Below are 22,845 nucleotides of genomic sequence, written 5' to 3'. Positions count from 1 at the left end.
GGGTCAGGGAGTGCACTGTCCGGGGCGCCGGCCCGGGCGTTTGGGGCGGGAGCGGGCCGCATGCCGGAGCCGAGCAGGTCGCGGTGCCAGCGCAGGACCCGTGTCCGGGCGCACCAGCAGCCGCAGCCTACGCAGCACGTCCATCGAGAGCGGGTGTCGCAGCGCCGCCAGGAACGCCCGATCGCTCGGGTCGAACCGCGGCCTCTTCTTACCTATTGGTCGCTCCAGAACCGTGATCTGATGACGCAACGAGAAGATCTCGATGTCCTTGTTCCGGTCGCTCAACGGCAGCAGGCGCAGCATGGCGAAGGCGTTCGTCACGCCCAGGAAGGCCAGTCGGAGCAGCACGGCCGATCATCATGCCGCGCTGATCGACAGCCGCGCGAGAGCGCTGGCTGGAGGGACCGCCGTCGAGATCCCGTACCCCGCGGAATGCCTCCCACCTGGGTGGACGAGGTTTTCGGCAAGCGCACCGCTCGACGAAGCTGACCAGGGCGCCCGCGCGGTCCGGGCTGTTGCCGAGTGTTTCCTGCATGAGCTCGGCGGTGTACTGCTGGCGGGTGCAGGTCAGGGCTTCGGCGTAGTCGCGTGATGTCCATTTCGTGATCATGTAAGCCCAGGAGGGTGAGCGGGCGTCGCGCGTCGCGGGCGTTGCGACGCAGGCTGGCCGCGATGTTCGTGACGCCAGTCAGCCGCAGGGCTCCGATGGCCAGGTTGCGCCAGGTCGCCATCGCTCGGGGCGTGTTGCCGGTCCGCAGTTGTGAGGCGTCCTCGGCGAAGGTGGTGTCCCGGACGTGGTGCAGGGCCTCCACCTTCCAGTGCTCGCGCACCAGTGCTGCCAGCTGTGCGGGTGTCGCCTGGTCGGCGGTGAGGCTGGTGACGGCGTAGACGGTCTTCACGGTGGTCTTACCGGTCTTGCGGTCGGTGCGGCGGCGCTTGATCTGGACGGCTTGGCGGGCGCCGGGGAAGAGCAGGTTGTTCACGCTGGCCACCTTGATCCGGCGGATTTCGCGTCCGTGGCCGCTGCCCCGGGTGCGCCCTTGGAGTGGCATCTGCTGCCAGGGCAGGGACTTCAGCTGCTTGCGCAGCTTCTTTTGGTTGCCCTTGACGATCACGATGTACTGGGCGCCGCGGCCCAGTAGATACGTAGCGTGCTCGCGCTGGGTGTGCATCGCGTCGCTGGTGACCACCACATCGGTCAGGTCGGCGACGGCCTGAAGCAGAGGCTGGAAGCAGGTGATCTCATTCGTCTTCTCCTGCACGTCGAGCTGGGCCAGGACCAGGCCGGTAGTGTGGTCCAGGGCGGCGAGCAGGTGGATTTTCCGGCCCTTGGCCTTGGCCGCCCCGCGCAGGCTCTTGCCGTCCACGGCCAGACCGTGCAGTCCGTCTGCTCTGTGGGGGCGGCGGTCGGCAAGCCAGCGGCCCACGGCCTGGTCCAAGGCGTCGCCATCGATCCGGGCCAGGAGTCGGCGAACCGTCGATTCCGCAGGCAGCAGCCGCTTCGGACACAGTGAATCGGCACGCGCGCCAACAGCTTGGAGCACCTGGGGCGGAGCGTCGGCGATCCACTCGCCGACCGCCAGCAGCGATCTCGCCCGGGCCAGTACCGCGCAGGCGGTCAGGGCGAGCGCGACCACCAGAGTGTGCCGCACTCCGCGCGGATCACACGGGTCAGGCACCTCGGCCAGCCGTTCCAGCAGGCCCGGTACTTCTCCGGGTGCGACCTGCGGGTGGTCGCGGAGTTGGTCAAGAGCGGGCGAGATCGGCGATGATGCGTCGGCAGGCACGGTCTTCGACTCGGATCATGGGGCGTCGAGAACTCCATGATCTTGGGAGGCCGTGCCTGTCACGTTCTCGGCTGTCTGTCGTGCCAGATTTGTGCCAGGTTTTCGCTCTGCCTCAAGAGGAAGGCGCCCCTTGGCGATCAGGACGCCTCCGCGAGGGCGCGTTCGTAGGCCGCCTGGAGGACTGTTGAGGCCAGCGGGCGGTCGGGGCGCGGGCGGGGGGTGCCCAGGTGCACCTCGCGGAGTTCGTCCATCAGGTCTTCCCAGAGAGATGGCCCACCCTCCTCCAGCAGTCGTGCGCGGACGGTAAGTCCGGGTGTCGTGGGGCGGTGCCGCATTCCCCAGGAACCGAGCGCGACCATGATGGGGACGGTCTGGATGCCCGCCTCGGTGAGACTGTAGGTCGCGCGTCGTCCTCGCCCGGTCTCCTCCTGCGTGAGGAGACCGCCGGCAAGGAGGGCCTTGAGGCGGCTGCTGAGGATGTTCGACGCGATTCCCTCCTCGGAGTGAGTGAGCAGCTCGCGGAAGTGGCGGCGCCCACCGAAGATCACATCGCGCAGGACGATGAGACTCCACTGGTCCCCGAGTGCCTCCACTGCCGCGTTGATCGCACACCCGGACCGCGGTTCGTCTCGCATGCCCACCTCCAGTGATTGCATTCTGCCATCACCAAGCCTACGCTCATCCCCGCAGGTGATTGCAGTTCGCAATCACGTCCATCGAGGGTAGGAGGCCACGCCATGTCCCGTGTGAGGGTCCACAACTTCTCCGTCTCCATCGACGGCTTCGCCACGGGTGAAGGACAGAGTCTCGATGCTCCGTTCGGCCACGCCGGCCATCGACTCCACGAGTGGTTCTTCCCGACCAGGACCTGCCAGCAGATGCAGGGCAAGCCGGACGGGAGCACCGGGATCGACGAGGCTATCGCCCGCACCTGGGATGCCGGCATCGGGGCGGAGATCATGGGCCGCAACAAGTTCGGTCCCCAACGCGGGCCGTGGGGAAACCATGAGTGGAACGGCTGGTGGGGGCCCAACCCGCCCTTCCATACCCCAGTGTTCGTACTGACCCACCATCCCCGTCCCTCGGTGGAGATGGAAGGCGGCACCACGTTCCACTTCATCGATGCCACGCCGCAGGAGGCGCTCCGTCAGGCGCGCGAGGCCGCAGGCGGCCTGGATGTGAGGATCGGCGGCGGGCCGACCACGATCCGCCAGTTCCTCGCCGAAGACCTCATCGATCACCTGCACATCGCCGTCGTCCCGGTCGTCCTGGGCCGTGGCGAGCGCCTGTGGGCCGGACTCGAAGGACTCGAGAAACGCTTTCAGGTCGAGTCCGTAACAACCCCCAGCGGCGTGACGCACATGACCTTCACCCGGCCGTAGCGCCGGCCCGAGCGCGAGCGGTGGTCCGGCACCTGGACCAGGGCCTGCACCAGCGTCGGCAGGCCCGGCAACTCCTCGACCGGGCCGGGCAGCACGACGTCCTCGCACTGGCGCATCAGCGCGTCGATCAAGATCTGCTACCCGCCGCCTCGCCACGGGTCACCGCAGCTCCCCCCGCCGCCCGTCTCACCTCACGAGAACGCAGAGGCACTGTTCTCGGCTGACCGCTGAGCTGGCAGATCGTCACGAACTGGACGTCCTACGACTACGCCGAAGCCCTGGGGTGCAGGTCGGTTGGTGGAGCCAGGCCCGCCCCTCTTTCTCCCGTCGCAGCATGCCCTTGCGGTGCAGGATGTCGGCGACGGTTGTGACCGTGCTGTAGGCAACGGGGCGCTACTCGTTGATGTCGCTGAGAACATCGCGCGCGGTCGCGGGGGCGGCCCCAGGTCCACAGGCGATTCATGATTTCCGCCTCGAGCTCCCCCCCCCAGCGGCCTCACGATCGCTCCCTCGCCCCTTCGATCTGCATCCCCTGGCGTCACGCTCAGTTCATGGTAATCGGTGGGTACGACCGGGGGAGCGACCGTTCGGAGGGGAAAATACCTCAGGAAGTTGGCAGCTCGGGCGTGCTTGCGAAGAGGTCGAGGTACATGCCGCCCGCCACGAGCAGCCCGATCGCGCCGAGAACGACGCTGCCCAGGGCGACGGCCTTCACCCAGGGCCGGGTGTCGGACCGCCGGGCGTGTACGGCCAACAGGACACCGCCGATAACGACGGCGGCGAGGGCGAAGACGCCGTTCACGAGGGCCGCGGTGTGCCAGGGGGCGCTGTAGAAGGCATTGATCTGATCGCCACCACCACCACCGCCACCACCGCCGCCGGTGCTGGTCTCGATCTGGCCGATCAGCTCCTTGCGGGAGCGCAGCATGTCGCCGAGGGCGGTGCCGGTGAGGGAACAGAGCCCCAGCCCGGCGCTGACGACGGCGGCTGCACCCGCCGCGAAACCGCTAGCAGGGGCGGTGTCGGCAGGGTCATCCAGGAAGTCGTCGTCCACCTCATCGGAGGCGTGGGTGTCCTCTCCCTCTTCGTCCGTGGCCTTGTCGAGGGACGGTTCCAGGGGCGTTTCCGGATTCGCGGTCGCTTCCCGTACGCTCTCGGGGATCCTGTCGGTGGTTTCGGTGATCTCAGTGTTCTCAGTAGCCATGGGGCGCCACCCTAGGGGTCGCGCTCTAAGCGTCCAATAAGGGGCCCTTCGTGCCCGAAGCCGTGAGCCGCGCATCCCGGGCCGACGCAGTCGGCCTGTCCAGCACCGTCCCGATGAGGCCTTGGGCCGCTCTCGGGGCGGGCTGACCTGCCAGATCCATCTGGCGGTCATCCGCGCACGCGCCCCCGGGGGAAAGGGGGCCGACGTCCGGTCGCGCTGCACCGACCGGACACCGACCCGCAACTCCTTGGCGATCGCCTCGTTCGGCTCGCCCCGGCCGAACCGTTCGGCCGCCTCCAGCCGTAACCGCTCCCGGAACTCCGGCGTTCGGCGGTCAGGCCGCCACCTGTGGATGCCGCATGCCATGGAGATACCGCAGGGATCAAGGCCCGTCAGCCCGTACGACATCACCAGTTGCCCGCGCCTGCCTTGGCCTGCTGTTCGAGGTTGCGCAGCAGCTCCGTACGGAACGGCTCGGCGTCGCGTTCAACCCCAGTAAGTCACCTCCCGAGAGGTCGGATAAGGCCTGCACACCACCGCGCCATCACACCGCTCTTCCAACCGGACAGGCGCTGAGCACGGTGGCGAGCTGCGGTTTCCTGGTGAGCCAGTCGGTGTCGCCGGCCTGCACGGCCTCGCGGATGTGCTGCACGGCCTGCTCGCCCGGCTCGTTGGGTGCGGCGAGGCGGGCGCGGTGGAAGTGCTTGAGGAGGTTCGGGAGCTGGTCGGCGCTGATGTTGTTCTTGGCGTGCCAGGCGTACAGCGGCAGGAACCTTTGATGGCCACGTGGAACGCGCTCCGGGGGCGCGAGGTGTGCGGCGTGACCGCCGGTATGCGCGGCGCACGCGCCCTTCGTTCGGCGCGTGGGTCAACGTATGGCGTGCAAAGTGCGCTGTGCCTGTCTGCTCACTCCTGTCCTGCTCCTATGCGCTGTTGAGTGAAGAATGTGAGCCGTTGATGGTGGTGTGATGCCTACTGCCCGAACGAGCAGTTGCCATGAGTCAGGCGCGCTCAGGCGCGGCATGACGACGGAAGTTGGGCGTCTGCGCGCGCTGGAGGGCGTCTGGGACCAGTTCACGGTCGCCTGCCTTGAGGAGATCGGAGTTCATCCGACCTGGCGGTGCCTGGAGGTCGGTGCGGGGGCGGGCTCCATCGCCCACTGGCCTGCCCGTACGTGCGCTCACGGGGCTGTGGTTGCCACGGACCTGGACACGCGCTTCCCGTCCCAGGAGGCACCGCACCTCAAAATCCTTCGCCACGATGTGACCGAAGACGACTTCACCGCCGGGTCCTTCGACCTGATCCATGTCCGAATGGTCTTGTGTCATGTGGCTGAGCAGGCCGCGGTCTTGGCGCGAATCCGTGACTGGCTCACTCCCGTGGGGATCCTCCTGGCCGAGGACGTGGACTTCCACTCGGTGGACTCCTCGCCCTATCCCGCTCTGCGCTGGGCCAGGGGCGTCGAGACTCCTCGAAGATCCCTCTTTCACAGAATGTAGGGGTCCTGGGGCTGGCGGCATGAGCGAGCAAGTCGTGAGCCCTTCGAGGGGCATGGCGCGCGCTCCCTGTCCTTTGCTCCCCACTTTCCGGTGATGGTCTTTTGCACCACAGGAATGACTTGAGACAAGCGGAAGGTCTGATCCCCAGGATGAAGGTCACCTCGCTCACCATGGTCCCGGACTTGGACAGGGCTGCGAGCTGGGCGGCGCAGGCCGAACAGCTCGGATTCGACGGCGTATTCATGGCCGAGGGGAAACGCGACCCGTTCCTGTCCCTGTCTCGTGCCGTGGCGACCACAACACGGATTGAGGTGGGGACGGGTATCGCCCTGGCGTTCACCCGCAGCCCGATGCAGCTGGCATATACGGCCCAAGAGCTACAGCACTATTCAAAAGGCCGACTCGTTCTGGGGCTTGGCCCGCAGGTCAAGAGCCACATCGAGCGCAGGTTTTCGGCGCCGTTCGATCCCGTGCTGACCAGGATGCGTGAGTACGTTCAGGCGCTGCGGGCCATTTGGGATTGCTGGAACCTGGGCAGGCGCCTCGATTTCAGGGGGCAGTACTACCGGCACAACCTGATGATCCCGATGTTCACGCCCCCGCCGCACGACTACGGCCACCCGAAGATCTTCCTGGCCGTGACGGGTCCGAAGATGGCCGAGCTGGCGGGAGAGCTGGCTGACGGCGTGATTCTCCACGGTATCGCCTCGCCCGCCTACATTCGCCGGACGATCCTCCCGGGCCTGGAACGCGGCCTGGGCGAGGCGGGGCGGCACCGAGCCGAACTTGAGATCGTCGTCAGTCCTCGGATCGCCACGGGGGCCGACGAAGCCACCCTTGCCCGGACCTCCCGATTAATCCGGCGTCAGCTGGCCTTTTACGCCTCCACCCCGGAGTACCGGGCCATTATGGACAGCCACGGGCGCGTCGGCCTCCAAGCAGAACTCGCTCGTCTGGCGGCTCAAGGTAAGTGGGAGGCCATGGGTACGGCCTTCGACGAGGAACTGCTCGCCGACTTTGCGATCGTCGCTCCTCCCGAGGGGGTGCCGCGGTTGCTGCGTGAGCGGTATGGCGATTTCTGCACCCGTGTGTCGGTGGACGACACGGACGTCAGCGCTGAGCGGGAAGTGTGGGCCGGTATTCTGCGCCACTTGCACGAGGAGGCCCCTGTCCATGGGTGACACACTGACTGCCTTGGTGACGGGAGTGTCCAGGGGCATCGGACGGGCAGTTGCTCTGCGGCTGTTAGAAGACGGCTACCGCATCGCCGGCTGCTCCCGGGACGCGGAGCGGGCCAAGCACGCCGAGGCCGAGCTGGCCGTGACTGGCGGGTCCTGCTTCGTACGCCCCGTCGATGTGGCGGACGCCGATCAGGTCGAAGAGTTCGTCGCGGCTGCGGAGGAACGGCTCGGGCCGATCGGCACCGTCGTGAACTGCGCCGGGATCGTCCGGGACAGTCCGCTCGCCCTGATGCAGCGTCAGGACTGGCACGACGTCCTCGCCACCAACCTCACCGGCACCTGGAACGTGTGCCGCACGGCTGCGTTTCTGCTGGCCAAACGGAAAACCGGCAGCATCGTCAGTCTCTCCTCGATCGCCGGCGTATATGGCAACCGAGGCCAGACCAACTACGCCGCTTCCAAGGCCGGAATCATCGGCCTGAGCCGGTCACTCGCGAAAGAGCTGGCTGGGGCCGGAGTACGGGTGAACGTCGTGGCGCCCGGCTATGTGGACACCGACATGGCCGCGCAGATCTCGCCCAAGGCACGCGAGAAGGCCCTGGCCGCCATCCCCATGCGACGCTTTGCGGCCCCGGAGGAGGTTGCGGAACTCGTAGCGTTCCTGGTCTCCCCGAGAGCCTCCTACATCACCGGGCAGGTCTTTCATGTGGACGGAGGCATCGCACTGTGACCACGCCGCACGGGAAAACCGACTGCCGACCGGCCGAGCCCACGCTCATGTGCCCACTGGACCACATCAGTGCCGTCGCCGACGGCGACAGGACAGTGCTGCAGGCCCGTAAGACCGTACGCCCAGAGGAAGCCTTCATCAGCCTGCCCCTGTCCACCCGCGAACAGATCGATATCTTCCCCGGCTCGTTCTACTTCGAAGCGGTCCGCCAGTCCCTGAACTGGCTGAAGGGCCCCAAGGCCACGGGCTCCCTGGACCTGGCCGAACTCAAGTCCGCCCGCTACCAGGCCATGGCCACCGTCGGCGACGAGATTCAGCTGCGGGCCGTCGTCCAGCCCTGGGAACCCGGCGGCCCGATGCATGCCGACGCGGTCTTCCGCCGCAGCGACGGCCAGCTCCTGGTGAGAATGAACCTGGTCTTCGCCGCGAACTCCCGCCGCCCCGATCAGGGCCTGGGGCCCGAGCAGTTCATGCAGTGGATCCCCTACCGCGACCCCATGCTGCTCGTGGACCGCGTGGTCCTGCACGAACCCGGACGCCTCATCCACACCCTCAAGGCGATCACCCACTCCGACCCCGTTTTCCACCGCCGCGAGGACGGGCGCCCGCTGGACGCCTACGCCTACCCCTCCGGCCTGGTCGTGAACTCCTGGGGACAAAGCGCGGTGCTGCTCGCCCGGTCCTCGGTGGACACCAAGGGGACGATCTCCACTGCATCTGCCCGGCAGTTCATCACGCACCGCAACGTCTACCCGGGCGATGTGCTGCGTCACGTGGCCCGCCTCGACCAGACCATGTACGACACCACGTTCTTCCTCAGCGGCGAAACCTACGCCGGAGACGACCTCGTCGCCAGCGGCTCGCTGGTCATGACCGTCCAGGACCCGACGGCCTACACCTCCAAGATGTCCACCCCATCTCACAGGAGCTGACATGCCTCTGCCTGCCGACCACGCCCCAGCCCTCGACGACATCCGTCGAATCGTCGCCGACGTCCTCGAACTCGAAGTGGAGGACATCGCCGACGACGGCGATATCATCGACGACTACGAGGCTGACTCCCTGCTGCTCATCGAGATCACCGCACGCCTTGAGAACGGCTTCGGTATCCAGATCCCGCAGGAGACCGTCCCGCAGCTGCGGAATGTGAACGCCATCCGCACGATCGTCGCCGACCTCGGCTCCGCCAGGGCCTCATGAAACGTGTTGTGGTGACAGGGCTCGGACCGGTCTCCAGCATCGGCATCGGCATCGGCGCCTTCACCGAGTCCCTGTTCGACGGACGCTCGGGCATCTCCCACATCACCAGTTTCGACCCCGGCCTCTACCATCCCCGTACCAACGGCGGGGAGGTCCGCGGCTTCTGGCCTGGGCGACTGCTGCGGCGCATCGATCCCCAACGCTGGGGGCTGGCCGCCCAGTTTGCCGCCGCGGCCGCCCGCCTTGCCGTCACGGACGGCAAACTGCCCCTGCACGACATTCCCCCGGACCGCATCGGCGTCGTCATGGGCACGACCGCAGGCGAATCCCAAGCCCTGCAGGCATTCGTTCAGCACGTCGTCGACCACGGCTTCGCTGCCGCCCCCCAGGCGGCGGACCTGCTTCGCCAACTGCCCACCGAACGCCTCGCCCACGCGGTGAGTACCGAACTGGCTGTTTCAGGTGAGTCCCTCACCCTGGGCACCGCCTGCTCCGCGAGCAACTACACGCTCGGATACGCCTACGATCTGCTCGCGGACGGCGAGGCCGACGTCATGCTCGCCGGCGGCGCCGACACCGTCTCCCGCTACATCCACGCCGGCTTCTTCCGCCTTGGAGCGCTCGCTCGCACCGCGTGCGCACCTTTCGACCGGGACAGGGAAGGACTCCTGGTGGGAGAGGGAGCCTCCATGCTCCTGATGGAAACCCTCGACCACGCCCGCGCCCGCGGCGCCCGCATCCATGCCGAAGTCCTCGGTTACGGCCTCAACTGCGACGCACACCACCCGGTCGCACCCCTGTCCTCTGCCATCGCCTCCTGCATCCGTCTGGCCCACCGCAACTCAGATGTCACCGCCGACGACATCGACTACATCTGCACCCATGGCACCGGGACCCCGACCAACGACGTCACCGAAACCACCGCCCTGCACGAGGTGTTCGGGCCCAAGATCCCCCCGGCCAGTTCCATCAAGTCGATGCTGGGCCACACCATGGGCGCCGCCAGCGGTTTCGGAGCCATCGCCTCCGTGCTCGCCCTCACCCACGGACGCCTGCCCCCGACCATCAACCACCGCACCCCGGACCCGGACCTTGACGGCATGGACCCTGTCCCCAACACAGCACGGCCTGCCCAGGTACGCATCGTGCAGAACAACGGATTCGCCTTCGGCGGCAACAACGCCATCACCATCCTGGGGGCCCTGACATGACACCTCTCGCCATTACCGGCATCGGATACCTAAGCCCCCATCAACCCACTCCAGCTCCCCAGCAAGTCGCGGACGCCCACGATGTGACGGCATTCTGCGATGAGCCGTTGCCTACCGCTACCGCGCACGTCATCACCGACTTCGACGGCCGGCGCACCGGCTTCAAGGGCGCCGCCTTCCGCAGCCGCGGCACCAACCTGATCCTGACGACCTGCGGAACGGCCCTCAAGGACAGCGGCCTGGAGATCAACGACACCAACCGGGACCGCATCGGAGCGGTGATCGCATCAGGGGAAGGCAGCCTGAACGCGGCAGGCTCCTACACCCGGGTCACACTCACCGACCCACGGCCCGAACACGGAAGTCCCGCCCTGTTCCCCAGCACCGTGATGAACCACGCTGCCGCACAGTCAGCGATCCACTACCGCCTCAGCGGCCCCAACACCACCATCGCCAGCAGCCGTATGGCCCTGCTGCGGGTGCTGCGCTACAGCGCCACACTCCTGCGCCGCGGCTATGCCGACGCCCTGCTCGCCGGTGTAGTGGAGGAGTTCACACCCTACAGTGCTTGGCTCACGCACCTGGCTGAGCCCAGCGGTCGCCGAGGCGTACCCCCTGGCGAAGGGGCCACTGTTCTGACGGTCGAAACCACACAGCGGGCTCAGGCCGCGGGCCGGCACATCGATGCGGAACTCCTCGCCGTAACCACCGGATTCGCCACGGAGCCCGCGGCCCGAACACGGGAGCTCTCGGCCTGCGTGTCCAAGGTCCTCTCCCAAGCGGACCTCGATGCAAGCCGCCTGGCACGCATCATCACCGACGATGAAGCCCTGGCGAGCGGTCTCGACACCGACGCACTCGGCACCCCGCCGGTACAGACCTGGCACACGGCAGGCGAATGCCGCGCCGCCTCAGGCGGCCTGCTTCTGGCAGCCCTCCTGGCGCTGCACCGCGAAGACCCCGACCGCGACGGCGAGCACTCGTTACTCCTGGGCGCGGATCGCGACGGAGGCGTAGGCGCTGCACTGTTCCGCTGTTGGAGCCGCCCTGCAGCCACGACGAACGGAGCGTCATGACGATGACCACGAACGCCCTGGCAACGTCCCTACGCCCCCGATACGAGGGGGCCAACATGGGCACGCTCATCGGCTTCAAGCACATGCTCTACCTGGTCGAAGAGGCAGTCCTTGACTGGTTCCGCCACCGCGGCTTCGGCCCCCACCGCCTCCTGCACGAGCATGGATTGGCGCTCCAGCTCGTGGACACCTCGGCCCGGCTCGTACGCGTCCTCACCATCGACGACGAGGCCACCGCGTACGTACGGGCACGGAAACCAGGACACTTCTCCGTCACCTTGACCACATACCGCGATGGCACTGAGGTGACCATCCTGCGAGCCCGGGTGACTGCGGAACTGTTCGCCCCCGACAAGACCGCCCCCCACACCACCCTGCCGAACGACCTGGCCTCCCTCCTCACGCACAGTGCGGACACCTCCGCGGCGGCCCAACGCCACAACCATCCGCTGCCCGCGGGGGAAGACCCGGGCGTGCTCCTTGCCCCCAACGGATCCGAACGGTTCTGGTGGTCATGGAAGGCGCGCTACACCTACTGCCACTACTTCGATCGCGTCCAGCACTCCGGCTACATCCGAACGCTCGAAGAGACCGTCGACCGCTTCCTCGCCGCACGCGGAATCGGCATCGTCACCATCCTCAAAGACCGCGGCTGGGTACCAGTCGTCTCCAAAGTCCACGTACAACTGCTCACCGCAGCGCACATCGACGAGACCATCCACACCACATTCGCCGTGGAAGGCGTCAGCGCGGGACGCACCTACGAGGCCCGCATGGACTGCCACGCCGAACGGGACGGTGAACTCGTCCACACGGCCACAGCCACCATCACGCACGGCTACATCAAGGCAGGTGACGTCCACGTGCAGGCCCTGACGCTCGGCGACGACATCACCGCCGCCCTGAGGGGAAGGTGACGGATCCCTGTTATGCCCGCAAAACCCGTCCTCTTCTTCAGCTTCCGCAGCCCCTACAGCTGGCTCGCGATCGAGCGCCTCCGCAAAGCCCGGCCCGACATGCACCGCGCCATCGACTTCATCCCCATCTGGAACCCCGACACGGAGTTCACCGCAGCACTCGCAGCCCACAAGTCGGGCTTCCACTACGCCGAAATGAGTTCGGTCAAGCACCGCTATGTACTCACCGATGTACGACGTCTCGCCCGCCGCGACGGACTCAAGATCACCTGGCCGATCGACCGCAATCCCCACTGGGAGCTGCCCAACCTGACGTGGCTCGCCTCCCGCGCGCAAGGCGCGGACGAGCGCCTCTACACGGCGATGGTCACTGCACGCTGGGAAGGCGGGAGCAACATCTGTGCCCCCCAAACCCTGCGTCGCCTGGCCCTCGAGGCAGGGCTGGACCCGGACATGCCCACCAAGGCGCTTCGCGATGCGGATGTCCGGGCCGAAGCCCTCCACTGCCTCCAGAGGGCATGGGACGAGGACATCTTCGGCTTCCCGTACTTCCGTATCGGCCCTCACCGCTACTGGGGCATTGACCGGCTGCCAGACTTTCTGGCGGCCTGGCGGCAACCGGCTCAGCGGCCGTCACCGGCGGGGGAGTTGGCGGATGTCGAGCCTGTCCCTGCCTTCGGGGAAGATGCCAGCGGGGGCTGCGGCTGAGCCAGGATTCACCTGCCGGCTTCACGAGTGATGGCTTTCGGCGATGGTCGGGTAGCCCGAGGGAATCTCGCCCTCGGGCTCCCAGGGATCCGTGCGGAGCGGTTCGTGCGCACCACGGGCGAAGCCCCCACCGCGGACGACAGCTGCACCCGCCGTGCCCGAGAGACGGGCCGTCCGGTCGCTCTCCTCGGTCCGCGGAATGCCTCCCACCTGGGTGGACGAGGTTTTCGGCAAGTGCAGCCTCGCTGAGCAATTGTCATCCCTGATGCGATGGAGGAGCGGGACCTCCCGCTCCGGTCGGGTGTGGACGACGCTGTGGTTGCCACATCCGGTTCGCCAACGATGTGCCGCATCTGCTTGCGCTCGAGCGCCACCCGCGGGTGGCGCTTGGGGCCACCTACGGACGGAACGGATCTGTCAGCCGACCCTTGCGGCGAGGGCGAGCCGGTTATAGGTGTTGATGATCGCGATCGTCCACAGCAGATGGGCGAGTTGCGTGTCGTCGAAGTGGGCGCGCGCTGGCTCGTAGACTTCTCTGGGGACGTGCCCATCATGCAGGAGGGTCACGGATTCGGTAAGTGCCAGCGCGGCACGTTCGCCCTCGTCGAACAGGAGCGATTCGCGCCATGCGGCGAGCGCCTGCAGGCGCGCCTCCCCCTCTCCTGCGATGTGTGCCTGCCGGGTGTGCACATCGAGGCAGAACCGGCATCCGTTGAGCTGTGAAGCGCGCAGCCGGACCAGCTCCAGCAGGCGCGGGTCGAGCCCTGAGGCGATCGCTTCCGCCGCGCTGTCCGACGCAAGTCCGTGCAGGGCGCCGAGGGGGCCGGGCGTGAGTCGGTCGAGTTCCAGGCGCACGGCGTGGCGGTCCGTCAAGGTGTGCTCACCCCTCGGGGCCCGGTAGGAGGAGAGGCGGAGGGGGAGGAGGGGTCTCGGGCCGGCAGGCAGGGATAGCGTTCGCACGCGAGCGCGGTGAGGGTCCTGCGGCAGATCTTGCCCGTCGGCATGAGTGGCATCTTCTGCACACGCAGCAGGAGTTCGGGCAGCTTGCGCCGCTCCAGACCGCGCTCCTTCTCAAGGAATGCGGTGAGGGACGACAGGATCAGAAACGGCGTGCCGGGCGCCTGACGGATGCACGCGCACAGGCGTTCCCCCAGCTCGGCGTCCGGCACGCCGACACAGGCGACCTCGGCGATGGCGGGGTGGGCGCCGAGTTCCTGCTCGATCTCCGCCGGGCTGATGGTGTAGCCGCCGCGCTTGACGACCTGTTTGAGCCGGCCGAGCAGGTGCAGCCGGTCGCTTTCGTCCAGCAGTCCGCGGTCGCCGGTGCGCACCCAGCCGGTCGCTGTGCGGTAGCGGGCGTCGAGGTCGGGATCGGCGACGTAGCACAGCGGGGTCATTGGGCCCTTGGCGCAGACCTCGCCCGGCTGCCCGGCAAGCAGCGCGTTGCCGTGCTCGTCGATGATGCGGATGGCCGCCACGGCGGGGTCGGGCAGGCCGGTGCCGCTCTCCGGTGAGAGGCCGGTGGCTGCGGTGTGGCAGTTCACGCCGTCGGCCGACCCGTACACGGTGATCACGGGCCGGTTGAACCTGCGGCGGCATGCCTCGGTCGTGGCCTGGGGCAGCGCAGCGGCGCTGGAGACCACCGCGCGCAGGCTCGTGGTGTCCTCGTCCGGAGCCGGCGGGTGGTCGGCGAGTCGGCGCAGCATCGTCGGCACTCCGAAGATGTGCGTCGGACGGTGTTCGGTGATCATGCGAAGTGCCGTGGCCGGAGAGAAGGAGTCCTGCACGAGCAGGGTGCCACCGAGCGCCGCGATGGTGACGTACGTGCCGAGGGACCCGTACGACGAGGCCAGCGGGGCGAGGAGGAGGTTGCGCATCGGTCCGTCCCCGCTGTGCAGAGCGCGTACGTAGCGGGCGCGGCCCCCGGCCATGGCATTGTGCGAGTAGGCGACCATTTTCGGCGCGGACTCCGAGCCCGAGGAGACCAGGATGCGCGCCGGCGCCTCGGGGGCGACCGGGCGCGGCTCCCAGCGACGGTGCGGCCCCGGCCCACCGGCGGACGGCCTGCTTGCGGACAGCGCGTCGAGCGACAGCGCGCCCGGCAGGCTCTCGCCGATGGTCCACACCGCGTGCAGGTCGGGTAGCTGTGACCGCAGGGCGACGTCGGCCGGGTCGGCGAAGACGGCGCCGCGCGCACGGCTCCTGCCCAGCAGGCTGCGGGTGTCCCGGCTGCCGTGCCCGGAGGGGTAGGGAAGGGCGACGGCGCCGAGGGCGGCCACGGCGAGTTCGGTGGCCACCATTCTGCGGTCGTTGGGCAGGCGGAGGGCGATGATGTCCCGCTGGGTGAGCCCGGCCCCGGCGAACCGGGCGGCGATGCGCCGCACCTCGGCATCCAGCGACGCGTAGTCCACCGGTCCGGTGGCGTCGATCACGGCCTCCCGCGCGGGGTGGGCCCGTACGTGCTCGGAGAAGAGCGCATACAGGTCGCGGCCGGGGCACAGCCCCTGGGCGACCCATGCGCGCCGGTCCCGCGGCGGCACGAGATCCCGGATCTCGACGCCGTTCGTCGACCGCCATGCGGCACTCATGAGAACCCCCACGGAGCCAGAGGGAAGGCGTGTGCGGCGCTGCCCAGCGCCCGGTTGAACCGCGGGTCGTCGGCCAGCGCCGCAAGGTCGGTGCACACCGGCGTGGCCCTCAGGCCCGCCTCGGCCAGCCGGGACAGCCAGGTGCCGGTGGGGCGCGCACGAAACCGCGCGGCGATGCCCGCGGCGCCCGCCGACGCGCCAAGCCCCGCGACGGCCGCGACCCGGCCGGGATAGGCGCGGGCCTCCCCACCCAGCGCGAGGTACCCGTCCTCGGTGCGCACCGGGCGGTCCAGCACTCCCCACACGACCCGCCGGCGCGGGCGGGGAACCATGGCGGCGGCGGAGAAGAGTGAGGAATCCACGCGCCCGCCGCCTCCTGTGCGTACGCGGGCGAGCAGCGCGGCCAGCACACCCTGCGCGCACACCAGCCCGCCCAGGACGTCGGTGAGCGTCATCAGCGAGGGAGCCGGATCCTCGTCGGCGGGCCGCAGCGCCGCGGCAAGGCCGCCGTGTGCCTGCACGAGGAAGTCCGTCCCCGGGGGTGGTGCGGGACCGAAGCCCGCACCGCTGCCGTTCGCCGCGTGAGAGCCGTCGTGCCACCCGGAGGCCCAGGCGTACACCAGACCGGGACGGGTGCGGCGCAGATCGTCGGCGTCCAGCCGCAGCTGGGCCGCCTTGCCTGGCGCCCAGTTGTGCAGGAAGACATCGGCGCCGGCCACCAGCTCGTGCACGGCGCTGCGTCCGGCGGCCGACTTGATGTCGATCTCTGTGACGGACTTGCCCGTGTTGAGCGCGCTGAAGCGGGCCGAGCACGCGCCCGCGATCGGCGGGATGCCGCGCATCGGGTCACGCCCCGGCGGCTCGACGCGTACGACGTCGGCGCCGAGCATCCGCAGGATGTGCCCGGCCATGGGGCCCTGCACGCGGCGCGCCGACTCGATGACCCGTACGCCCTCGAGCGGCCGCTGCTGCGGGGGCGGCGGGCCGGGCCGTGTGTCGGTCCCCCCGGGGACCGGCTCGGGCGAGGGCGCGAGTGTCCACGGCCTAGCGGCCACCGGGGAGTGCGGGTCCTGCCCGACGGGCAGGACGGCGGCTCCCGCGCTGTCAGCCGCTGCGCTGATCACCGTGAAGGGCTCGCCGCGCACCAGCTCGTGCAGCGCCGCCGGAAGCGGGCAGGCGGCAGTGGCGTAGCGTTGCTGGAAGGGCGGCCAACCGCGCGCGATGTCGGCGGGATCGGCGCCGAGCTGCTGCCAGAACTCCCGCCACGGCTCGGGATCCAGGGTCTCGAACTCGAAGCGCACGCCGTCGGCCGAGGCGAAGGCGGGGCTACCGGACCCGTGCTCTTCCTGCCAGTCGTCGTCGGCGGCGGTCGCCGCGGCAAGATACTGCGTGAGAGCGAGCAGTGCCGCCTGGCCCACCGACGTGCGTACGCCGGTCACCTCGAGCCCCCTGGACCGCGCGATCAGGGCCGCGAGCACGCCCTGGGCCGCGAGGACGCCGGCGACCGTCGAGGCGTAGTCGACGGCGAGGGGAGCGGGGCGCCCTGCCGCCCTGCCGTGTACGTGCATGATGCCGCAGGCCGCCTGCACGGCCCGCTCGTCGGACAGCGGCAGGTCGACGGGGCCGGCCCAGCCGATCTCGTAGCCGATGGGCCCGGCGGACGCAGCCCCGGCCCCGTCGGCACCGGCCAGGTCCAGAGCACGTGCGGCCACACCGGCCGCGACGTCGGCGGCCTTCCCAGGCCGTGAGTGAGGGAGGGACTGCCGCACGGAAGAGGTCACGAGACCACGCCCTTGCCGCCCTTGCCGTCCTTCTCCTGCCGGGGGCGGCGGCCGTGCACCGAGTACATGACGCTGGAGACGGCGCAGAAGGACGGGTCCCGCATCAGCGCGCGCACCTCGTCGAGCTGCTGCTCGGTCATGCCCGCGGTGATCAGCCGGTCCTGCAGGTGGTGGGTGAGGTGCAGCTGCAGCCGGAGGGCGGCCGAGCCGGCGTGCCGCAACTGGAGGCGCAGTTGCGGGTCGACGCCGGTGAGCCCGGCGGCGCGCATCGCGGCCGGTACGCGCCGGCCCCACTGCGGATCGCCCCCCGCGGCGCGCATCACGGCGGTCTTGGTGCGCAGGAACGTCTCGTACAGCTCCTGCGCGCGCTCGTCGGGCGTGAGCAGCGGCGGTTCGTAGGCGGTGTCCAGCTCGTCGATCTGCAGCCAGCCGCCCGGCTTGAGGGAACGCACCAGCTTGCCGAGCACCGCGAGCCGTTGTGGCAGGTGCTGAAGAACGAGGCGGACGACGACGAGGTCGAAGGTGGCGGAAGGCAGGGGATCGGTCACCACGTCGTGCTTGGCGACGGTGAGGCAGGGCCGCTCGGTGAGGTGGCGCGGATCGATGTCGGTGGCCACCACCTCTCCGGTCGGTGCCACGCGTTCGGCCAGCCACCGCGCCACGCTGCCGCCGCCGGAGCCGATCTCCAGACACCGCCATCCGGAAGCGACACCGGTCTGGGCAAGCCGCTCAAGGGTCATCGGGTCGTAGGCGGCCGTGAGGCAGTGGTGCTGTTCGCGGCTGTGCACCGTGGTGTTGTCGAAGACGTACCCGGGGTTCTCGGCCAGGCGCTGGCGCACTCCGGCTCCTTTCGCTCTCAGGTCCATCGACCGGATCCGTAGGTGTCCGTGCGCCCGGTGAGCTGCTGCAGCAGCGCTGTGCGCCGTATCTTGCCCGTGCCGGTGCGCGGCAGATGCTCCCAGAGGGCCACGATCGGTTTCTGGAGTGGTGGCAGGTCGCTGACCGCGCGCTGCCAGGCGTTCTCGTCGAGGTCGCCGTCCGCCGTGACGACGACCGGCAGCGGCTCCTGGCCCGGGCTGCCCAGCACGATGCACTCGACGGCCTGCGGCAGCCGGTCCTCGATGAGGTCCTCGGTCTGCAGGCAGCTCAGCTGCGGCGTGTGGTCGACCTCCCTGTCGAGCAGCTGGACGGTGCCACCGAGGCTGCGGCTGCCGATGTCGCCGGTGTTCCACCAGGTGCCGACCCGTTTGGCCGACCAGCGGTCGCTCTCACCGATGTAGCCGAGGCCGCAGGCTGCTGTCCTGGCCAGCACCAGGCCGGCCTTTCCGCGCCGAAGCGGCTTGAAGGTCTCGGGGTCGACGACCCGCAGCTGTGTCTTCACCGGGACGGGGCGGCCCAGGTTGCGGGTCGTGGTCCTGCGCCGCTGCGCCGAGACGGACCTGCGGGTGTGGAAGCGGAACGTCAGCGGCCCCGTCTCGGTCTGTCCCCATCCCTGCATCCACAGCGGGCTGCGGTGTCGGCTCGCCCGCAGGTAGGCGCGGAGGGTGGGAGGATGCATGGCGTCGTAGGTGCTGACGAACATGCGGACCTGCCGGAAGGGGTTGTCCAGGCGCTCGGTCAGCGGCCGGAAGCGTACGAACGACGCGGGCAGCGCCTCCATGACGGTCGGTGGATGCGCGCGCAGTACCGGGTCAGCGGCGTCCGGATCCTGCCGCGTGATGACCAGGATCTTCTTCGGAGCCAGGCACATCGCGCTCGCGGTCCAGCAGAAGGTCCTGCCGTGCGCGAACGCGCTCGCGTTGGCGACGGTGTCGCTGCGCCGCAGGCCGATCCGCGGATAGCGCACGGCCTCGAACCGCGCCAGCTTGCCGATGATCGTGCGGGTCGAGTGCACCACGAGCTTGGGCACCCCGGTGGTGCCCGAGGTGTGGTTGATCACCAGGGGCTCGTCGTCGTGCCGGCGCTGCGGCCTCGGCGCGGCGTGTCCTTGTACGTCGTCCAGGCTGAGCGCGCCCGGTGCCGCGCCGTCCAGCACCACCGTGGCCCCGGCACCGGAGGCGAGGTCGACACCCTCCTCCCGGCTGCGCTCCAGCAGGCCGGCCGTGGTCACCAGCAGCACGGGGTTCAGGCGTCCGAGCAGGATCTGCAGCGCCTCGCCTGGCAGGTGCGCGGACAGCTGCGCGGGTACGGCGCCGATCCGTACTGCGGCGCAGGCCAGCAGGTCGTAGTCCCAGTGGTTGTCCTTGACGACCGCCACACGATCCCCTCTACGGGCTCCCGCGGCGGCCAGCCACCCTGCGGCGTCTTCGACCAGCGTGGCGAGCCCGGCGACGGTGTAGTCGGTCCTGGGGGCGGTGGTGATGTCGAAGGGACGGTCCAGGTGGATGTGCGTTCCGGCGCCGCGTTCTACGCACTCGTCGAAGAGGACACCCATGTCGTGCGGTTTCACAAGGTCACCTCCTTCAGCGGTATCCGGTCGGCCGGGCGCAGCCGGGGAAGCCGGCTGAGGACCCGGGAGGCAGCGAGCGCGCCCGAGCGCACCGCGCCCTCGCTGGAAGGGCGCAGCATCACCCAGTCGCCCGCGTACTCCACCGGCCTGATGCCCCGTGTCACGAAACGCGCGCGGCGCCGCAGCGCCTCGGGCGTGGCCTCCGGCAGACCGTGGACGAAGGAGTGCACGAAGGTGTGCCGGACGGCCGCCTCCAGCCCGGGGACGTACCGTCGTGCTGCCGTTGTGAGCCGGGCGGCGATCTGGTCACGCGGTGTGTCGAGCAGTTTCGGGATGCTCCGGGCGTTGGCCATGAGGCTCAGCAGGCCCTTGCCGACGGGCGCCCGGTCCGGGTGCTTGGCGTGGTCCACGACGATGCCGGACAGCACGCTGTCCTCAGCTTCGGGCGTGAGCAGGACGTACAGCGGCCTGCGCGACGGCGGTGCGAGAGGACGATCCAGCAGGCAGCTCACCTTCAGCGTCGGAGTGAATGTGCACGCCGAGAGGAAGGAGAGCTCCTCCTCGGGCGCGTTGGCGTACAGCCGGGCCGCGACCGGCGCGGGCACGCACAGCACCACCGAGCGCGCCGTGACGACGTCACCTTGACCGGCGTCACCGGGACGGGTCTCGCCGCTGCCGCCGAGGACCACCCGCGCACGGTCGTGGTCGCAGATGACCTGGCGGACCGTGCTGCCGGTGACGACGTCGAGTCCTTCGGTGAGACGGCGGGCGAGCAGGTCCATGCCGCCCCGGTACGTCCGCCAACTCGCGGCGTATCCCACGGCCAGGAGCAGGCTCACCGCCGGGGCCGCCGTGGAGCGCGCGGTGTTCCAGCCGAAGAAGCTGCCCGTGACCGGCTGAAGGAGGTAGTCGTGCAGGTCCCGGTGGTAGCGCCCGGCGAACTCTCTGACCGTCGCCGCCCCCAGCGGGGTCTCCTCGGGGTGGTCGCAGTCGAAGCTCTTGCGGCGCAGCGCTGTCCAGACCAGGAAGCGGGCGAGGTCGAGCCGGGCGCGCGGGGACAGCCCGGCGCCGGTGAGGACGGCGGACCTGTCCGCCACGCCGGGGCGGGCCCGGCCGTTGCGCCAGGTGGCGATGGATCTGCCGATGCGTGGCACGTCACCGTCCGGTACGCCCAGGCGTGCCAGCAGCTCCCACGTCGCACGGTAGCCGTGCAGCGGAATCTGCTCGGCGCCCTCGTCGATCGTGTAGCCGTCGTGCCGCAAGCTGTGCATCCGGCCGCCGACGTGGCCTCTCTCCTCGAAGACGCGAACCTTGCGCCCGGCGCGCTGCAGTTCGTGTGCGGCGGTCAGCCCGGCGATGCCGGCGCCGACCACGGCGACGTCCAGGTCAGGGCTCATGCGGCGCCTCCCGACCCGACGAGCAGATTGGCGGCGATCAGGAGCGCCACGCTGACGCGGTGCACCGCGAAGCCGAGTTTCCGGGCACGCATGATGTCTCCCTGCCGGAAACCGGTGAGATATTGCTTCGTGCGAAGCGCCGTCGCGGGCAGCATCAGGAGCACGAACCAAAAAGGGGCGATGCCGGTCGCGGAGGAGACCGCGCCGAGCAGGAACTCCGCCGCCGACAGGGCACCGATGAAGAGCGCGTTGCCCTTCGGCGACACCAGGCACGCGACGGTTGGCCGCCCGACGCTGCGGTCCCCTTCGACGTCGTTGGTGTTGGAGTACACGCCGAACATCAGCGGTCCGAACCCGAAAAGCAGGCCCTGCACGAGCACGAAGGCGGAGAACTGCCCGGTCGCCAGACCGTACGGCGCCATCACCAGCGCCACGCCCAGCGCGACGAGGAACGCCTCCTGGAAACCGTGATAGCTGATCTTGATGCCGTAGGAGTACTGCAGGGAGATCACGAACAGGGCCGCGATCACCACCGCTGTCCACGTCGGCCGGTGCGGTGCCACCGCCATGGCGGCCCCCCACAGCACGGCACCGGCCGCGGCGGTGAGCCACGCGAAACCGAGGGCTTCCCCAGGCGTCAGAGTGCCCGCCACCAGTGGTTTGCGCAGCTTCTTGCGCAGGGGGTTGTCCGGGCCGTAGTTCGCGAGGTCGCTGCCGTCCCGGAAGCCGGTGACGTCGTCCAGGGCGACCAGTGCCATCATCACGAGGATCTCGCCGAGCAGAAACGCCGCGAGCATCCAGGCGGTGGCGGGTTCGAACCGCGCTACGGGCGGTATCACCGCCGATAGGACCACGGCGATGCTGAGGTAGTAGTCGTAGACGTCGAGCTTGCCCAGCCGGGCATAGCTGCGGATCTTGCTCTCCGGCCGGACGCGGTCGATCGGACGTGGTCCGGCCTCGGTGCGGTTGGTCATCTGTTCCGCTCCTTTTACGCCTCTGCTCGGATCACGCCGGGTGGGGGAGACGGATCAGTGCGGCCGTCGACCGGTCACCGCCGTAGTCCAGGTACCGTTCCTCAACGACGTACGCACCGGTCAGCAGGGATAGGTAGTAGTCGAGCGCGCGGAGCCGCGACCAGCGGCTCACGGGGATCTGGGCATGCTCGTACTCGATCAGCACGACGTACCGGCTCGACTCGGCCAGGGACGTGCACACGCGGGACAGCTGTTCCTCGTCCAGCAGGTGCATCAGGACCCAGACAGAGACGCCGACGTCGAAAGTGCTTCCCCTCCATGGGAGTTCCTCGGCACGCGCCAGCGCGAAGTCCACATGGGTCAAGCCGGCACAGGCGGCTTTCGCGGAGTCGAGCATCCGCGGGGTCATGTCGATCGCGGTGACGTGCCGGGCATGGTCGGCCAGGGTCGGGGTCAGCCTGCCTACTCCGCAGCCGACCTCCAGAGCGGACGCCACGGGCCGCCGCAGTCCCGCCGCCGCGATGCGCAGGTAGTCGGCGACGATGCGCCGGGTCGCGTCGGTGACCTGGGAATTGAGTCGGGAAGGCTGTGACGCTCGCATCACCCGCGCAAGGCCCTCACGCTCGGCCCGGCGTGCCCATTCTCGTGTCACGTCCTCGTCCGTCGGAGGAGTCACTTCGTCCCCTTTGACTTGTATATCGGTCTGCACGCAGCCTCCTTCGGGGCGAACGGCCCTGGCAGTCGACCGTGTTCATCGCCCA

Annotated in this window: 23 protein-coding genes and 2 pseudogenes; 11 read left to right on the top strand and 14 right to left on the bottom strand. The window is 69.2% G+C overall.

Going from position 1 to position 22,845, the window contains the following annotated elements; translation table 11 throughout:
- Positions 1–3: 3 nt before the first annotated feature.
- The 3 genes from ACTWQC_RS14330 to ACTWQC_RS14320 all read right to left on the bottom strand — a co-directional run bounded on the left by ACTWQC_RS14330 (position 4) and on the right by ACTWQC_RS14320 (position 2,422).
- Positions 4–348, bottom strand: a complete 345-nt coding sequence (locus ACTWQC_RS14330) for a hypothetical protein (protein ID WP_443316034.1) — start codon at positions 346–348, stop codon at positions 4–6.
- On the bottom strand, positions 318–1,637 hold the full coding sequence (locus ACTWQC_RS14325; RefSeq protein WP_443316033.1) for an ISAs1 family transposase: 1,320 nt from the start codon (positions 1,635–1,637) through the stop codon (positions 318–320). The genes ACTWQC_RS14330 and ACTWQC_RS14325 overlap by 31 nt, the downstream gene beginning before the upstream one ends.
- Positions 1,638–1,924: 287 nt before the next feature.
- Positions 1,925–2,422 carry a winged helix-turn-helix transcriptional regulator gene (locus ACTWQC_RS14320; RefSeq protein WP_443316032.1) on the bottom strand — a complete coding sequence of 166 codons (498 nt, stop codon included), beginning with the start codon at positions 2,420–2,422 and terminating at the stop codon, positions 1,925–1,927.
- A 102-nt stretch (positions 2,423–2,524) separates the two neighbouring features.
- On the opposite strand from ACTWQC_RS14320, the gene ACTWQC_RS14315 reads away from it, so the two are divergent.
- Complete coding sequence (locus tag ACTWQC_RS14315; RefSeq protein ID WP_443316031.1) at positions 2,525–3,169, top strand: dihydrofolate reductase family protein; 645 nt, start codon at positions 2,525–2,527, stop codon at positions 3,167–3,169.
- Here ACTWQC_RS14315 and ACTWQC_RS14310 read toward each other — a convergent pair.
- From ACTWQC_RS14310 to ACTWQC_RS14300, 3 genes and pseudogenes are all read right to left on the bottom strand, one after another.
- Positions 3,109–3,300, bottom strand: coding sequence for a hypothetical protein (locus ACTWQC_RS14310; RefSeq protein WP_443316030.1), 192 nt, complete (start codon positions 3,298–3,300; stop codon positions 3,109–3,111). The two genes, ACTWQC_RS14315 and ACTWQC_RS14310, sit on opposite strands and share 61 nt — an antisense overlap.
- A gap of 160 nt (positions 3,301–3,460) precedes the next feature.
- A pseudogene (locus ACTWQC_RS14305) lies at positions 3,461–3,632 on the bottom strand (BlaI/MecI/CopY family transcriptional regulator); the annotation flags it as partial.
- A 141-nt stretch (positions 3,633–3,773) separates the two neighbouring features.
- Positions 3,774–4,373 carry a hypothetical protein gene (locus tag ACTWQC_RS14300; protein ID WP_443316029.1) on the bottom strand — a complete coding sequence of 200 codons (600 nt, stop codon included), beginning with the start codon at positions 4,371–4,373 and terminating at the stop codon, positions 3,774–3,776.
- A gap of 43 nt (positions 4,374–4,416) precedes the next feature.
- Between ACTWQC_RS14300 and ACTWQC_RS14295 the strand changes: the two are divergent.
- The 10 genes and pseudogenes from ACTWQC_RS14295 to ACTWQC_RS14250 all read left to right on the top strand — a co-directional run.
- Positions 4,417–4,539 (top strand): annotated as a pseudogene (locus ACTWQC_RS14295) (IS5/IS1182 family transposase); the annotation flags it as partial.
- A gap of 856 nt (positions 4,540–5,395) precedes the next feature.
- Positions 5,396–5,872 (top strand): class I SAM-dependent methyltransferase, encoded by a 477-nt coding sequence (locus ACTWQC_RS14290; RefSeq protein WP_443316028.1) that lies wholly within the window; start codon positions 5,396–5,398, stop codon positions 5,870–5,872.
- Between the two features lie 149 nt (positions 5,873–6,021).
- Positions 6,022–7,053: a TIGR03617 family F420-dependent LLM class oxidoreductase gene (locus ACTWQC_RS14285; protein ID WP_443316027.1), complete on the top strand. Its 1,032-nt coding sequence runs from the start codon at positions 6,022–6,024 to the stop codon at positions 7,051–7,053.
- Positions 7,046–7,783, top strand: a complete 738-nt coding sequence (gene fabG, locus ACTWQC_RS14280) for a 3-oxoacyl-ACP reductase FabG (RefSeq protein WP_443316026.1) — start codon at positions 7,046–7,048, stop codon at positions 7,781–7,783. The genes ACTWQC_RS14285 and fabG overlap by 8 nt, the downstream gene beginning before the upstream one ends.
- Entirely contained in the window at positions 7,780–8,715 is a 936-nt protein-coding gene (locus tag ACTWQC_RS14275; RefSeq protein ID WP_443316025.1) for a 3-hydroxyacyl-ACP dehydratase FabZ family protein, read from the top strand. The genes fabG and ACTWQC_RS14275 overlap by 4 nt, the downstream gene beginning before the upstream one ends.
- 1 nt (position 8,716) lies before the next feature.
- Positions 8,717–8,983 (top strand): acyl carrier protein, encoded by a 267-nt coding sequence (locus tag ACTWQC_RS14270; protein WP_443316024.1) that lies wholly within the window; start codon positions 8,717–8,719, stop codon positions 8,981–8,983.
- A gap of 11 nt (positions 8,984–8,994) precedes the next feature.
- A complete protein-coding gene (locus ACTWQC_RS14265) occupies positions 8,995–10,194 on the top strand; it encodes a beta-ketoacyl-[acyl-carrier-protein] synthase family protein (RefSeq protein ID WP_443316023.1) in 1,200 nt (399 codons plus the stop codon).
- A 107-nt stretch (positions 10,195–10,301) separates the two neighbouring features.
- Positions 10,302–11,270 (top strand): beta-ketoacyl synthase N-terminal-like domain-containing protein, encoded by a 969-nt coding sequence (locus ACTWQC_RS14260; protein ID WP_443316022.1) that lies wholly within the window; start codon positions 10,302–10,304, stop codon positions 11,268–11,270.
- On the top strand, positions 11,267–12,187 hold the full coding sequence (locus ACTWQC_RS14255) for a thioesterase family protein (protein WP_443316021.1): 921 nt from the start codon (positions 11,267–11,269) through the stop codon (positions 12,185–12,187). The genes ACTWQC_RS14260 and ACTWQC_RS14255 overlap by 4 nt, the downstream gene beginning before the upstream one ends.
- A gap of 12 nt (positions 12,188–12,199) precedes the next feature.
- Positions 12,200–12,895 (top strand): DsbA family protein, encoded by a 696-nt coding sequence (locus tag ACTWQC_RS14250; protein ID WP_443316020.1) that lies wholly within the window; start codon positions 12,200–12,202, stop codon positions 12,893–12,895.
- A 417-nt stretch (positions 12,896–13,312) separates the two neighbouring features.
- On the opposite strand, the gene ACTWQC_RS14245 is transcribed toward ACTWQC_RS14250, so the two are convergent.
- The 8 genes from ACTWQC_RS14245 to ACTWQC_RS14210 are packed head-to-tail and all read right to left on the bottom strand — an operon-like array spanning position 13,313 to position 22,760.
- Positions 13,313–13,768 carry a carboxymuconolactone decarboxylase family protein gene (locus ACTWQC_RS14245; RefSeq protein WP_443316019.1) on the bottom strand — a complete coding sequence of 152 codons (456 nt, stop codon included), beginning with the start codon at positions 13,766–13,768 and terminating at the stop codon, positions 13,313–13,315.
- Positions 13,765–15,483, bottom strand: a complete 1,719-nt coding sequence (locus ACTWQC_RS14240) for a class I adenylate-forming enzyme family protein (protein ID WP_443316018.1) — start codon at positions 15,481–15,483, stop codon at positions 13,765–13,767. The genes ACTWQC_RS14245 and ACTWQC_RS14240 overlap by 4 nt, the downstream gene beginning before the upstream one ends.
- Entirely contained in the window at positions 15,480–17,264 is a 1,785-nt protein-coding gene (locus tag ACTWQC_RS14235; protein WP_443316017.1) for a CoA transferase, read from the bottom strand. Before ACTWQC_RS14235 ends, ACTWQC_RS14240 begins: the two co-directional genes overlap by 4 nt.
- Entirely contained in the window at positions 17,261–18,103 is an 843-nt protein-coding gene (locus tag ACTWQC_RS14230; protein WP_443316016.1) for a class I SAM-dependent methyltransferase, read from the bottom strand. Before ACTWQC_RS14230 ends, ACTWQC_RS14235 begins: the two co-directional genes overlap by 4 nt.
- A gap of 17 nt (positions 18,104–18,120) precedes the next feature.
- A complete protein-coding gene (locus ACTWQC_RS14225) occupies positions 18,121–19,713 on the bottom strand; it encodes an AMP-binding protein (RefSeq protein ID WP_443316015.1) in 1,593 nt (530 codons plus the stop codon).
- Complete coding sequence (locus ACTWQC_RS14220) at positions 19,710–21,110, bottom strand: protoporphyrinogen/coproporphyrinogen oxidase (RefSeq protein WP_443316014.1); 1,401 nt, start codon at positions 21,108–21,110, stop codon at positions 19,710–19,712. Before ACTWQC_RS14220 ends, ACTWQC_RS14225 begins: the two co-directional genes overlap by 4 nt.
- The gene (locus ACTWQC_RS14215; protein ID WP_443316013.1) at positions 21,107–22,084 is read right to left on the bottom strand and encodes a UbiA family prenyltransferase; all 978 of its coding nucleotides are present in this window, start codon (positions 22,082–22,084) and stop codon (positions 21,107–21,109) included. The genes ACTWQC_RS14220 and ACTWQC_RS14215 overlap by 4 nt, the downstream gene beginning before the upstream one ends.
- A 31-nt stretch (positions 22,085–22,115) precedes the next feature.
- Positions 22,116–22,760 (bottom strand): class I SAM-dependent methyltransferase, encoded by a 645-nt coding sequence (locus ACTWQC_RS14210; protein ID WP_443316012.1) that lies wholly within the window; start codon positions 22,758–22,760, stop codon positions 22,116–22,118.
- Positions 22,761–22,845: the final 85 nt, after the last annotated feature.

This window comes from Streptomyces sp. 8N616 (assembly GCF_052246385.1).
Taxonomy (GTDB): Bacteria; Actinomycetota; Actinomycetes; order Streptomycetales; family Streptomycetaceae; genus Streptomyces.
Note: the sequence above shows the minus strand (reverse complement) of the source record. Positions and strands in the feature narration are given on the sequence as shown.